General features: G+C 58.4%; 11 protein-coding genes. 8 read left to right on the top strand and 3 right to left on the bottom strand.

Features of this window, described 5'->3' with window-relative positions:
• Window positions 1-65 precede the first annotated feature (65 nt).
• Window positions 66-1,514, bottom strand: a complete 1,449-nt coding sequence (rlmD, locus tag DXA43_RS08705) for a 23S rRNA (uracil(1939)-C(5))-methyltransferase RlmD (RefSeq protein ID WP_117806872.1) — start codon at window positions 1,512-1,514, stop codon at window positions 66-68.
• A gap of 434 nt (window positions 1,515-1,948) precedes the next feature.
• On the opposite strand from rlmD, the gene DXA43_RS08700 reads away from it, so the two are divergent.
• From DXA43_RS08700 to DXA43_RS08685, 4 genes are all read left to right on the top strand, one after another.
• Window positions 1,949-2,809: a transporter substrate-binding domain-containing protein gene (locus DXA43_RS08700; RefSeq protein ID WP_117806871.1), complete on the top strand. Its 861-nt coding sequence runs from the start codon at window positions 1,949-1,951 to the stop codon at window positions 2,807-2,809.
• Window positions 2,809-3,462 carry an amino acid ABC transporter permease gene (locus DXA43_RS08695; protein ID WP_117806870.1) on the top strand — a complete coding sequence of 218 codons (654 nt, stop codon included), beginning with the start codon at window positions 2,809-2,811 and terminating at the stop codon, window positions 3,460-3,462. Before DXA43_RS08700 ends, DXA43_RS08695 begins: the two co-directional genes overlap by 1 nt.
• A 188-nt stretch (window positions 3,463-3,650) precedes the next feature.
• Complete coding sequence (locus tag DXA43_RS08690) at window positions 3,651-4,400, top strand: amino acid ABC transporter ATP-binding protein (protein WP_199580556.1); 750 nt, start codon at window positions 3,651-3,653, stop codon at window positions 4,398-4,400.
• A 310-nt stretch (window positions 4,401-4,710) separates the two neighbouring features.
• On the top strand, window positions 4,711-6,786 hold the full coding sequence (locus DXA43_RS08685) for a translation factor GTPase family protein (protein ID WP_117806868.1): 2,076 nt from the start codon (window positions 4,711-4,713) through the stop codon (window positions 6,784-6,786).
• A gap of 112 nt (window positions 6,787-6,898) precedes the next feature.
• Here DXA43_RS08685 and DXA43_RS08680 read toward each other — a convergent pair whose 3' ends face one another.
• Window positions 6,899-7,882, bottom strand: coding sequence for a DNA/RNA non-specific endonuclease (locus DXA43_RS08680; protein ID WP_117806867.1), 984 nt, complete (start codon window positions 7,880-7,882; stop codon window positions 6,899-6,901).
• 317 nt (window positions 7,883-8,199) lie between these two features.
• Here DXA43_RS08680 and DXA43_RS08675 point away from each other — a divergent pair, with 317 nt between their 5' ends.
• Window positions 8,200-8,850, top strand: a complete 651-nt coding sequence (locus tag DXA43_RS08675) for an HAD family phosphatase (protein WP_158564970.1) — start codon at window positions 8,200-8,202, stop codon at window positions 8,848-8,850.
• On the opposite strand, the gene DXA43_RS08670 is transcribed toward DXA43_RS08675, so the two are convergent.
• Window positions 8,847-9,047 carry a hypothetical protein gene (locus tag DXA43_RS08670; RefSeq protein WP_199580555.1) on the bottom strand — a complete coding sequence of 67 codons (201 nt, stop codon included), beginning with the start codon at window positions 9,045-9,047 and terminating at the stop codon, window positions 8,847-8,849. The two genes, DXA43_RS08675 and DXA43_RS08670, sit on opposite strands and share 4 nt — an antisense overlap.
• A 216-nt stretch (window positions 9,048-9,263) precedes the next feature.
• Here DXA43_RS08670 and DXA43_RS08665 point away from each other — a divergent pair, with 216 nt between their 5' ends.
• From DXA43_RS08665 to DXA43_RS08655, 3 genes are all read left to right on the top strand, one after another.
• Window positions 9,264-10,121 carry a PRD domain-containing protein gene (locus DXA43_RS08665; RefSeq protein ID WP_117806865.1) on the top strand — a complete coding sequence of 286 codons (858 nt, stop codon included), beginning with the start codon at window positions 9,264-9,266 and terminating at the stop codon, window positions 10,119-10,121.
• 303 nt (window positions 10,122-10,424) lie between these two features.
• Window positions 10,425-11,855, top strand: coding sequence for a PTS transporter subunit EIIC (locus DXA43_RS08660; protein WP_158564971.1), 1,431 nt, complete (start codon window positions 10,425-10,427; stop codon window positions 11,853-11,855).
• 115 nt (window positions 11,856-11,970) lie between these two features.
• A complete protein-coding gene (locus tag DXA43_RS08655) occupies window positions 11,971-12,825 on the top strand; it encodes a Nif3-like dinuclear metal center hexameric protein (protein WP_117806874.1) in 855 nt (284 codons plus the stop codon).
• Window positions 12,826-12,909 lie beyond the last annotated feature (84 nt).

Raw genomic sequence — 12,909 nt, 5'->3', positions numbered from 1 at the left:
GCACGGAGAGCATTTCCCAGTTGACAAAACTATAGGAACACCCCCCTTTTTCTTGTACTGGTAGATTATCGGCGCTCGAGGACCGCTACGGTTTCGGTGTGGTCGGTATGGGGGAACATATCGACTGGCGTGATCTTGAGCAGGCGATAGCCTCCATCGAGGAGCTGGTGCAGGTCACGCTCCTGGGTCACGGGGTTGCAGCTGATATAGGTGATGCGGCGCGGCTTAAGCGCGCAGGCGGCTTCGAGAAACTCGGGGGTGGAGCCGGCGCGCGGCGGGTCGATGGAGAGGACGTCGACGCGCTCGTTGTTGTCGGCGGCATCCAGGATATAGTCGGTTGCATCGTCGGCCATAAACCAGGCACTGCGGGTGAGGCCGTTGAGCTCGGCATTGCGGCGTGCGTCGGCAATACCCGCCGGGTTTCGCTCCACGCCAAGCAGCATGATACCGATACCCTTGTCCTGGGCGGCCTTGGCTGCGCAAAGACCGATGGTACCACTGCCGCAGTAGGCATCCATAAGCACGTCGCCCTGACGCAGGTCCATGCCGTCGATGGCGAGCTGGTAGAGCAGCTCGGTCTGCTGCGGGTTGGTCTGGTAGAACGCGGTGGGGGAGATATCGAACTCGCAACCGAGTAGCTGGTCGCGCATGCACTCGGCACCGTACACGATACGGGTCTCCTCGCCTAGGATGGCGTTGCCGGGGCGCCCGTTGATGTTTTGGGCGACGGTGACGATATGCGGATCGAGTGCGGCGACAGCCTCAAAGAACTCCTGCGCATGCGGCAGGTCGCGCTGAGCGGTTACGAGGGTGACCATAATCTGGTCTGTGCGCCAACCACAGCGAACGACGGCATAGCGAAGCAAGCCCAGATGCTTGTCTTCGTTAAAGGCAGGAATATGCAGACGTTCGGCCTCGCGAGCGATGCCGTTGAGAATCTGGCGGGCCCCCGGCGCCTCGACAGGGCATTCAGGAACAGCAACGATTCTGTGTGTCCCACGTTCAAAAAAGCCGCAGCGGACAGCGCCCTCTTTGCCGGGAGCAAACGGAGTGGCAGCCTTATGACGAAAACCACGCGGCGCAGGATACTTGCCCGGGTCGCCCAGGGTAACACCCATACCGCGAATGGGATCAACGGCAACACCCTCGCGCTCACAGAGCTCAGCAAACAGCTCCTCCATAGCAGCCTGCTTGGCCGCCAACTGCTTCTTATAAGGACGATTGAGCGCCGTGCACCCACCGCAAGCTTTCATGATCGAACAGGGAGACTTGGAGTCCACAACCTTACGCGCAGACGAAACCGGATCTTTATGCGAGCGCTTGGAGCGAGTCTGAGATGCCTTATCCTCGCTCCGACGAGAACTGGGGCGCTTGGCCTTAGCCTTGCCCTTGGCCGACTTACCCTTCGCATCCTGAGACGACTTGGATTTCGTAGAAGATTTTTTCTCCTCCGACCCCTCAGCCGCCTCGATCAAAGCACGACGAGCCCTACGCTCCGCACGAGATTCTGCCATGAATTAACCCCACTATTAAATAAAAGAAAAGTCCGAAGCAATTGTACCGTGCATTCAACGTGCCCGTTTGGAGAGGAGGCTATTTAAGGTTCCGAGCACGTTGTCTCCCGGCTGGGTGGCGCCCGGCGCGGAGTTTAATTTGTCGCGAGTTCCGCACGAACAGGAGGCCACTTAATGTGGCCTCCGTCGTGAGCAGGACTGTAGAGCAGCAAATTAAACTCCGCGCCGGGCGCCACCCAGCCGGGTGCTCCAACCTAGTGCTCCATACGTGCTTTCCGTCTTGCGCAGGACTGTAGAGCAGGAAACTTAATTATGCGCCGCTCCCCGCCCACGCCGGGCAAACCCTCCCTTGTACTTTATCAAGGTAGAGTGTATGATTCTGAACATTACATGACTCACTTTACTTAACTAAAGTGCCATCAAGGGGGAATACCATGAACACCGATATGTCTCGTCGTCAGTTTGTTGGTCTAGCCGGCTCGCTCGCCGCGGTGCTTGGCCTTGGTCTTGTCGGTTGCGGCGGTGGTGCTGGCAAGGGCTCCGCTGCTGGCTCTGCCGCGGCCAAGGATGTGAAGGGCGCCGCGGAGTCCAAGAAGCTCGTGGTGGGCTTTGATAAGTCCTATCCTCCGTACGGCTTTGTGGGCGACGATGGCGAGTACACCGGCTTTGATCTCGATCTGGCCAAGGCTGTTGCCGATAAGCAGGGCTGGGAGGTCAAATACGAGGCCATCGACTGGGACGCCAAGGATACGCTGCTCAACTCCGGCGCCATCAACTGCATCTGGAACGGCTTTACCATGGAGGGCCGTGAGGACGGCTACACGTTCTCCGAGCCGTACATGCTCAACGAGCAAGTGCTCGTGGTCAAGAAGGACGCGGGTATCAAGAGCTGGGACGATCTCGCTGGCAAGACCGTGATCACTCAGACCGATTCCGCTGCGCAGGATGTGCTCGAGGGCGACCAGAAGGATCTGGCCGCGACGTTTGCCACGCTCGATACCATCGGCGAGTACAACACGGCCTTTATGCAGCTCGAGAGCGGCGCGGTCGATGCCGTGGCTTGCGACCTTTCGATTGCCCAGTATCAGCTTGCCGCCAAGCCCGATGCCTATACGCAGCTCGACAAGCCGCTGTCCAGCGAGCACTACGCCGTCGGCTTTAAGAAGGGCGACACCAAGTCCGCCGATGCCGTGACCGAGTCGCTCAAGGCGCTCTACGAGGACGGCACGGTCAAGGACCTGTGCGACAAATATGCAGATTACGGTCTTTCCTTCGACAATTGGGTTTTGAAATAATGTCTATTCAGGTCATGATGCAGATGCTTGGCCAGGGATTCTTGGTCAGTTTGCAGCTGTTTGTGCTGACGCTGCTGGGGTCGATTCCGCTGGGAATCCCCGTGGCGTTTATGCGCATGAGCAAAATTGCGCCGCTCCGCTGGATTGCGCGCATCTACATTTCGGTGATGCGCGGTACGCCGCTCATGTTGCAGATGTTTGCCATCTACTTTGCCCCGTACTACGTGTTTGGCATTTCGCTCACGCCCGATTCCAAGTGGACGGCGTGCGTCGTGGCGTTCATCATCAACTATGCCGGCTACTTTGCCGAGATCTATCGCTCGGGCCTGCAGTCCATTCCGCGCGGTCAATACGAGGCTGCCGAGGTGCTGGGCTACTCACGCATGCAGACGTTTCTGTATATCGTGATGCCGCAGGTCGCCAAGCGCATTTTGCCGGCGATGGGCAACGAGATCATCACACTGGTCAAGGACACGTCGCTGGCGTTCGCCATCGGCGTGGGCGAGATGTTCTCGACGGCCAAGGCGCTGGTCGCCTCGCAGGTGAGCATGGTGCCGTTTGCGATCGCGGCGCTGATCTACTGGGTCTTTAACTTTGTGGTCGAGATGCTGCTGGGCGCCGCCGAAAAGAAGCTGGACTATTACCATGACTAGATCGTTCCGCCGTTCTAGCGAACGGCGGACTGCTCGACGCTGCGCGCGTGCCTGACGGCCAATCTGCTCCTCAAACCGTCGCTTGCGTACAGAAGTACGCGGCGCTCCTCTTTCGAAGCACATTGTCTCGTCAGCCACACGCTCGCTGACTTCTCAAACACATGGAGGTTCCCGTGTCCGGAACGGTAATGATGATAACGAACGCGCGCAAGGCGTTTGGCGGCAATGAGGTGCTCAAGGATATCTCGCTCGAGATAAAGCGCGGCGATGTCGTGGCGATTATCGGGCCTTCAGGCGGCGGTAAGTCCACGCTGCTGCGCTGTGCCACGCTGCTCGAGACGCTCGATGGTGGCTCGCTCTCGTTTGGCGGCCTTGCCGTCGCGACGGACGCGGGTTCGGGCGCGGTGTACGCAAAGGGCGATGTACCTAAACAGGCGCGCTCGCGGTTTGGTCTGGTGTTTCAGAACTACAATCTGTTCCCGCACTATACCGTGATGAAAAACATCACCGACGCTCCGATCCGCGTGCTCAAGCGCCCGCGCGAGCAGGCCGAAGCACGTGCGCGTGAACTGATCGCGCAGATGGGGCTTACGGGCAACGAGAACAAGGTGCCCTGCGAGCTTTCGGGCGGTCAGCAACAGCGTGTGAGTATCGCCCGCGCCTTGGCGCTCGACCCGGAGATCTTGTTCTTTGACGAGCCGACCTCGGCGCTCGATCCCGAGCTAACGGCCGAGGTGCTGCGCGTCATTAAGGACCTCGCTGCGCAGAATATGACGATGGTGATCGTGACCCATGCGATGCAGTTTGCGCGCGATGTTGCCGACCGCGTGGTCTTTATGGACGGCGGTCGTATTGTCGAGGAGGGACCTGCCGAGCAGGTCATCGACCATCCGCGCGAGCAGCGCACGCGTGAGTTCTTGAGCCGCATCGAGGGATAGGCTCAGGTATTTACTCAACTATTAATTGAGGCGAAGCCGCCGCAGGTCTTACGGTCTGTGGCGGCTTTTTGTTTGCGTCGACGGGGTTCAATAATCGACTCACAAGCTTGTCTCTTCCTCTCGCCGCCTGTATTCATACGTGCGCCGAAAGGTATGCATGGACAGCCGCCCGTGAGGGTAGGGTGGTGGCATAGGACATTTGGAGGGTGAGTCGGCTCGGCTGCCGACCATGCTGCTCCTGGGACGGCACCGACCGCGAACCCTCCCCGTTGGCGTCGCGCATTGCGCGCGGCCCTGCAAGGAGGTCATCATGGGTGCTCCCAAGACCGGTAACGTAAGGAACGTGGTGCTCGTAGGCCAAGGCGGGGTGGGCAAGACTTCACTCGCCGAGGCCATGCTCCACCTTTCCGGCAAGACCGCCCGCCTGGGCGGCCACGACGGCACCAAGCCCACGCTCGACTATGACCCCGAAGAGGTCAAGCGTGCATTTTCCATCTCGACGACCATTGCGCCGATCGACTGGAAGGGCGCGCGCATCAACGTGCTCGATGCCCCGTGCTACCCCGATTTTATCGGCGACGCCTATGCCGCGATGAGCGTCTGCGAGACGGCTCTGTTTGTGGTCGATGCCGAGGCAGGCCCGCAGCCTACGACGGTTAAGCTCTGGTATGCCGCCGAGGACCTGCGTCTGGCGCGTGCGGTGTTTGTAAACCGCCTGTCGCGCTCCGAGGCCAGCTTTGCGACCACGATGGATCTGCTGCAGGAGCGCTTTGGTACGCGCTTGGGCGCCGTGACCCTTCCCTGGGGCGAGGGCGAGGACTTTGACGGCATCATCGACCTGGTGCGCATGAAGGCGCGCCATTGCAACGGTACCGAAGCCATTGAGTCGGAGATTCCCGAGGAGTATCGTGCCCAGGCCGAGCAGGCCCATGACCATCTGTGCGAGCTGGTGGCAGAGGCCGACGACGAACTGATGATGAAATACCTGGAGGGCGAGGAGACGCTGACGCAGGAGGAGCTCGAGGGCCTGCTGTCGAAGGCGATTGCCGAGCGCATCTTTGTGCCAGTCTTTGCGGGCGATTGCATTAAGGAGCAGGGCGTCAACTCGCTGATGGACGACATTGCCACGTACTTCCCGGCACCGACGGACTACGGCGAGATGCCGCTTATCGATGGTGATTCGCTCAAGATCTCGAGTGACGACGACCGCCCGGTGGCGTTTGTGTTTAAGACCCTGGCCGATCCGCAGCAAGGTCGTATCAGCTTTATCAAGGTGCTGACGGGTACGCTTGAGCCGGGTCTTGAGCTGGTCAATGCGCGTACGCGCAAGGGCGAGCGTCTGGCTCACCTGTTTGTGATGTGCGGCCGCGACATGACCGAGGTCGGGCACGCGTATGCCGGCGATATTATCGTGGCGCCCAAGCTGGCGGCCGAGACGGGCGATACGCTCTCGATTACCGGTAAGGTCGAGGCTGCGGCGTTTAAGTTTCCCAACTCGCAGTACCGCATCGCCATCGAGGCCGAGAATCGCGGCGACGAAGAGAAGCTCTACACGTTTATCGAGAAGGCTTGCAAGGCCGATCCGACCATGAGTATCGACCGCGACGAGGAAACCGGCCAGACCATCATCTCGGCGGTGGGCGAGGCGCAAGTTTCTGTCCTGATCAACCGTCTGGAGGACCGCACCAAGGTCGCCGCCAAGAGCGTGCCGATCCGTATTCCGTATCGCGAGACCATCCGCCGCACGGCAAGTGCCCAGGGTCGTCATAAGAAGCAGACCGGTGGCGCCGGTCAGTATGGCGACTGCTGGCTGCGTGTGGAGCCGATGATTGCCGCCGACGGTACGAGCGACGGCTATGAGTTTGTGGACGAGGTCGTGGGCGGCCGCATTCCTCGCTCGCTGATCCCTGCCGTGGACAAGGGTGTCCAGGAGACCATGAAGGACGGCATCATTGCCGGCTACCCGCTCACGGGCATTCGCGTGGCTGTGTACGACGGCTCGTATCACAGCGTCGACTCCAACGAGATGGCGTTCCGCGCGGCGGCTCGCATCGGCCTGCGCAAGGCATGCGCCGATGCCGACCCGGTGGTGCTGGAGCCCATCGAGGAAATCACGGTAACGATCCCCGAGAGCTACGCCGGCGCCGTGATGGGCGACATCTCGGCCTCGCGCGGTCGCGTGACGGGCATGGAGACCGATGAGCGCGGCGACACCGTGGTTATCGCACAGGCGCCTCTCGCCGAGCTGACGGATTATTCGACGCGCCTGCGCTCTATCACGCGCGGCACGGGCGACTTTACCATGAAGCCCGCGGGCTATGAGCAGGTGCCTTATGACGTTCAGGCCAAGCTGGTCGAGCGCTATGAGGAGGGCCGCGCTAAGTAGTGTGTGGCTTTGTCTGCGCCACGCATGTTGATGCAAGGGCCGCTCTGGGTGATCCGGAGCGGCCCTTTTTGATCCCTGGGGGATGCAAATCGGTTCTTGTCGCGGTGAGGGGCTAGTCTCCCGAGGCCTGGTTGCGGCCGGTGGCGTAGTCGATCTGCACATGCGGTTGCAGGTTATAACAGTACACGTGGAAGCACAGCGTCTTGCCGTGATCCTCGACCGATTGGGCCTCAAGGCGCACGCCGCGGCAGAGAAGTTCCTCTTCGTTGTACATGGGCGTGGCGCGATAGAGCACGTGGTTACCCGTGTTGCGGATATAGTCGAGGATTTGCTCCTCAAACGGCAGCATGCCCGTCTCGTTGAGGTAGCGCGTGCCGGTGAGGAGGTTCTTGCGGTTGGCGTTTTCGCCGCAGAGCGACCAGGCGATAAGGTGGCAGCGGTTATAGAGGCTCTGGCCCGGAATAAAGTCGTAGCGCTGCTGGTGCCAGCCGGCGGGGTGGATGCGCGAGATATCGCCGCGCTTGCCTTGGCCGAGCGACTCGGGGCCCACGCAGGCGAGCGCCTTGCGGGTGCGGCCTAAGCTGTCGAGCTTGGAGAACTTCTTAAAGCAACCCTCTTCGGTAGCACGCTCGTATTCATCGAGCGTGAACGATGGTGTGCCGAGCGGGTGCGTGCTGTCGGCGCGCAGGGCGACATAGGGGTTGCCGGCGTAGTCGGGAATGCTGGTGAGGTATACGCCACGGGCACGGTCGAGATCGGGGTTTTCGACCTCGTCGATGGGGGTGGCGGAGCTGTCCTCGGCAGCGCCGTCGCCGGTGTCGGTTGCGGCGGAGTCGGAGTCATCGCCAGAGTCTTGGCTATTTTGAGAGTCCGAGGAACTCGCTGTTCCCGATTCGAGCCGGGCGACCAGGTCTGCCTCGTCGTCGGTGCGGCTGGGGCTCTCGTTTTGTTTTTCGGCCAGAGCCGCCGCCTGTTCATCGCTTTGCGGCGACAGCAGCTTGGGCGCCCCGTCAAGCGATCCCGTAAACAGTGCAAACCCCAGCACCACGGCGGTGCCGATGGAAAGTACTTGCTTGTAGGCGGACTTGCGCGACATTGAGGCTCCTGGAGGGACGGTTGGGAATCTATCAGTCTAGCAGGAGCCGGCAGGGGCCGCTCCACCGAACAAATACTCAAGATTTGGGACAAACGCTACGGATTCATTTGCCTCATATGGAGCTGCAGTGGTTGGGCGTGTGGGACTATTTGACATTTCCCAAGATAAAACCTGCCAAAATAAACCTGTCCCTTTTTGGCAGGTTACGTCATAAGGCTTCTGTCTATGTAACGAAAGCACAATATGATATATACGTTATATACAAGTTTGTGACGTGCAGTAGATTTGCGGCAACGCAAGCCGATGAAGGGGCCGATATGATCAAAGCTGTCATTTTTGACATGGACGGAACGCTGATCGATACCGAGCGTTTGGACATGAGGGCATGGAAGGTGGGCGCGGCCGAGCTGGGGATCACGATTGATGATGCGTTAATCCATCAGTTTATCGGCCGTTCGAATGCCGATGTTAAGGACATCCTTGAGGCACATTACGGCAAGGGCGAAACCGCCGACGCGATTTTTGCCCGCAACATTGAGCTTCACACTGAGATGGCCAAGACCGACCTGGAACTTAAGGCCGGCGCCGCCGAGTGCCTCGACGAGCTGCTGGCCGCGGGCTATCACGTGGGCCTTGCGACGTTGTCGCGCCGCGTTGCGGCCGAGCGCAACCTTAAAACGGTCGGCCTCTTTGACAAGTTTGAAACGGTGACCTTCGGCGAGGATGTCGCATATGGCAAGCCCGACCCCGCGATTTACCTGCTCGCTTGCGAGCGCGCGGGCTTTGCTCCCGAGGAATGCGCCGTGGTCGAGGATTCGCGCAACGGCTGCGTCTCGGGAATCACGGCCGGCTGCCATGTTTTTGCTGTGCCCGATATTGTGCCGCTGCCGCAGGACGTGGCGGATGGCTGCGAGGCCGTTCTCGATACGCTGTTCGATCTGGCGGCGGCGGTCAAGGCCGTGCGCTAAAGGTATGCGCCGAGGTCGATGACGGTAGCTTTGGCGTGGCTGCTTGCCCGGGTGCTGACGCGCTCGGCAATCTGGCTGCCGATGCCGTAGCCGTCGGATGCGGTATTCCACTCTCCGGCGCCAATGAACTCAATTTTAATATCGGGATACGGGGCGAGGGTCTTGTGGATGCCAGGTATGCGCAGAGCGAGCCGCATGAATGCCGCTCTGCCCACAACAGTGATATGGTGTGTCCCTCTTCGCGTTTTCCCCGATAAAAATCTGCCAAAATAAATCTGCCCCTTTTTTTAGTAGGTTGCGGGGGGCTCGGGTTTGCTTGTTTCGCGTGACGTTGCGTGGAATAATCGAGGCGAACCATCTTAACTAGAATTCATTGCGCTTGCCCTTCGGCTGCGCCTATTTTCGGAGGCATCATGAGGGTCGTTAAGCGCATTAACCACAATGCCGCCTTGCTTGTCAACGATAAGGGAACCGAGCTTGTGGCGCTGGGGAAAGGCATTGGTTTTCCTGACGGCCCCGGTGAGGTTTCGCTTGCGCAGATTGAGCGCACGTTTTACAACGTTGATGCGCGCTATCTGCCACTTCTTAACGAGATCGATCCCAAGGTAATGGAGTTTAGTGCGCAGATTGCCGATGTCGCGCGCACCAACATTTCGCGTGAACTGTCGGCGAACCTTCCTTTTACGCTTGCCGACCACATTAGTTTTGCCATCAAGCGCTGCCGTGAGCACATGTATGTTCAGATGCCGCTTTCTTGTGACGTTCAGCAGCAATATCCCATTGAATTTAAGATCGCGACGCTTGCCCATGCTGGCATAGAGCGCGAATTCGGCATATCTATGCCACGCGGGGAGAGGGCGGGCATCGCACTCTGCATCGTTAACAGCGTTATGGCAAGTTCTAGTAAGGCGAAATCAAACGACGTCCGCCGCGAGGAACGTCTGATCGAAAAGCTCGTAGCGATTATCGAGAAAGATCTTGCCATTGTCGTTGACCGCGATGCTTTTGACTATGCGCGCTATGACACCCATGTGCGCTACTTGCTGGAGCGCGTCCGCACCGGGGAACCGCTTAATACTGATAATGCGGCGCTCTATCGTCCTCTCTGTGAGGAGCATCCGGCTATAGCGGCTTGTGTTGACAAAATGGCAGAACTTATCGAGGAAACGTATCATGCCTCCGTCGTGCCCGAGGAGAAGGTGTATCTCATGCTCCATGTCAATCGGGTCTATGCCGGCAACGTAACGGGCGAGGTGTCATCCGACAAATAGGCGCTTTCTATACCGTTCAGGGAAGAAAACCTGCCGTTCACAGTCTTTTGGGCATCATAAGGCCGACGTTCGCATGGTGAAGCTGATATTCTTGCCGCGACATAAGGTGTTATTCGAGAGCTGAGCTTCCGAAGCGTGACGTAAAGACAGAGCGACCTGTCGATGTCTCGTTTTGGAGCTTTTGTCTTTACGCCGTTTCCCTCAACAATCGAATACTTCCGTGCGGGCGACGGGCCACCGTCCGCTTTGTCTCCTCGCGCGCGCAGCGAGGGAGGAACCGGATCGTTCGAAAGGGAAGATGATATGGCTGACAATAAGAAGATCGCAGCCGATGTGCTCGAGGCGCTGGGTGGCAAAGACAACATCACCTTTGCAGCCCACTGCATGACGCGTCTGCGTTTTAACCTTAAGGATATGGAGTTGCCCGACATTAACGCTGTTAAAAAAATTAACGGCGTCATCGGCGCTCAAATATCTGGCGGGCAGTTCCAGGTGATTATTGGGCAAAACGTGCCTAAGGTATATGACGAGCTCATCAAGATGAGCGGCTTGGCCAAGCAGGAAAGCATCGACGAGAACCTCGACGCAAGTGGAGTCAAAACACCGCTTACCCCGGCAGCCGTTGGCAATGCGATTCTTAACTACCTCTCGGGCTCCATGGTTCCGATGATTCCATTGCTGCTCTCGTCGGGCATGTTCAAAACCGTTGCCGTCGTACTCGGGCCAACGATGCTCAATCTCATTGCGGATACGAGCGATCTTTATGTCCTGCTCAATATGCTCTACAACGTGACGTTCTATTTCATTCCGATCTTCTTGGGCTTTACGGCTGCCAAGAACATTGGCGCCACGCCCATGTACGGCGCTTTTATGGGCGGTGTGCTTATCGAACCGACGTTTATGCAAATGGCAGCCGAGGGAAAAGCCTTTAGCGTTTATGGCATCCCTTGCGTGCCTGCAAACTATGCGCAGACGGTTATTCCCATTCTGCTCACGGTTGCGTTGATGTCCGTGTTCGAGAAGTTTTTGCGCAAGCACATGCCCGATTCGCTCACCACGGTCTTTACGCCGCTTTGCACGCTTGCCCTGACTGTCCCCTTTGCGCTTTGCCTGCTTGCTCCTCTTGGTTCTTGGTGCGGTAACGGTTTGGCGGTTGTCTTTGAGTTCCTCGGTGCCGAGGGAGGTATCGTGGCGATTATTGGTGGCGGCTTGCTTGCAGCAATTTGGTTGCCCATGGTCATTACGGGCATGCATGTTGCGGTCATCATGATTGCCATTGCAAACTTTATGTTGACGGGCTCTGACAGCTTTATTCTGGTCGCCCCTACGGTTGCGCTGTGGGCTGCCTATGGAGCGGAGATTGCGACATGGCTCAAACTCCGTAACAAGGAGGAAAAGAGCCAATGTGCCGGGTATGTTGTCGCCCAGCTCATCGGAGGCGTCGGCGAGCCGTTCATCTATGGCATGATGTTCCGCTATCGCAAACTGTTCGTTGCCTGCATGGCGGGTTCGTTTGTCGCCGGTGCCGTGGCGCTCGCCTTGCATGTCAATGCTTACCTCGCCGGTGCTGCCTCCAACGTGCTCAATATTATGACGTTTGTTGGCGGCGGCAACGAGAACCTGATCAGTGCCGTCATCGCTTCGGCGGCTGGCTTTGTCGTAAGCTTTGCTGTGGCTTGGTTCTTTGGCTTTAGCGAGGATGAGCTCGAGAACGGTCCGATTTCCGAGCGCTAGAAAAGCGGTCGCATATAGGTGGTTCAGCTCAAAAAAGTGCCGTCTATAGATGATTCCGCAGGGCGGTATGTTTGCTGCCGCCCTGCATATTATGTCGAAGGGGTTGTTGCTACATATGCTTATCAGCGAGGCTATTCAAGCTATTCGGGATTATTGTGACGGCATTGATGCTTTTACCGGGAAGCCCATCGAGCTTGCGACGACGCGCGATCAGGTGCTTTACGGCGACATCGATCAGCAATGTACCGGAATAGTTACATGCATTTGGGCTACGGCGGAGGTGATTCGTCGTGCCAAGGAGCTTGGCGCTAACCTGATTGTTCCTCACGAGGCACTGTTCTGGAACCACGGAGACCGCCGTGAAGTGGTTGCGGGGAACAAGACCTTTGAGGCAAAGTGCGCTTTGCTTGACGAATGGGGTGGCGCGGTCTGGCGTTGCCATGACTATATCCACTCGGGTGTGCCGCTCGCCTCGGACGGTTCGATGGTCGACGGCATCTTTTACGGATTCGCGGTCAAGATGGACTGGCTTGGCTCCGCGGTAGACGAGACATTCATGAGGTACCGCATTGAGCCAACGCCGGCCCGCGATCTTGCGCAGGCGCTCGTACACAAGCTTGGATTAAACGGGACGCGCTTGATCGGCGACGGTGACGCGCTCGTCCGCAATGTCGAGATTCCAATGCACATCATGGGGCGAGATAACGACGAGATTGCCCATATCGACTCCGAAGGCATCGATTGCATTTTGACCATGGAGTTTATCGACTTTACGGTGAGCGAGTACATCCGCGACGCCGCAATGCTCGGTCAGGGAAAATGCGCCATCCATATGGGTCACTTTAATGGCGAGGAGCCGGGCATGGAGTATATGGCGAAATGGCTGCCCGCCGCGCTCGGGGACGCTGGCGCAGGTCTGCCGGTTACCTTTGTCCCCATGGGAGATACGTATCAGTACGTGCTGGCATAAATAGAACAGGGCCGCGACGCCATATAGGTATCGCGGCCCTGTCTGCGTTTCCCCAGATAAAACCTGCCAAAATAAACCTGTCCC

This window comes from Collinsella sp. OF02-10 (assembly GCF_003463445.1).
In the GTDB taxonomy this organism is placed as follows: domain Bacteria; phylum Actinomycetota; class Coriobacteriia; order Coriobacteriales; family Coriobacteriaceae; genus Collinsella.
The sequence above is the reverse complement of the archived record's forward strand: the minus strand, read 5'-3'. Positions and strand labels throughout refer to the sequence as shown.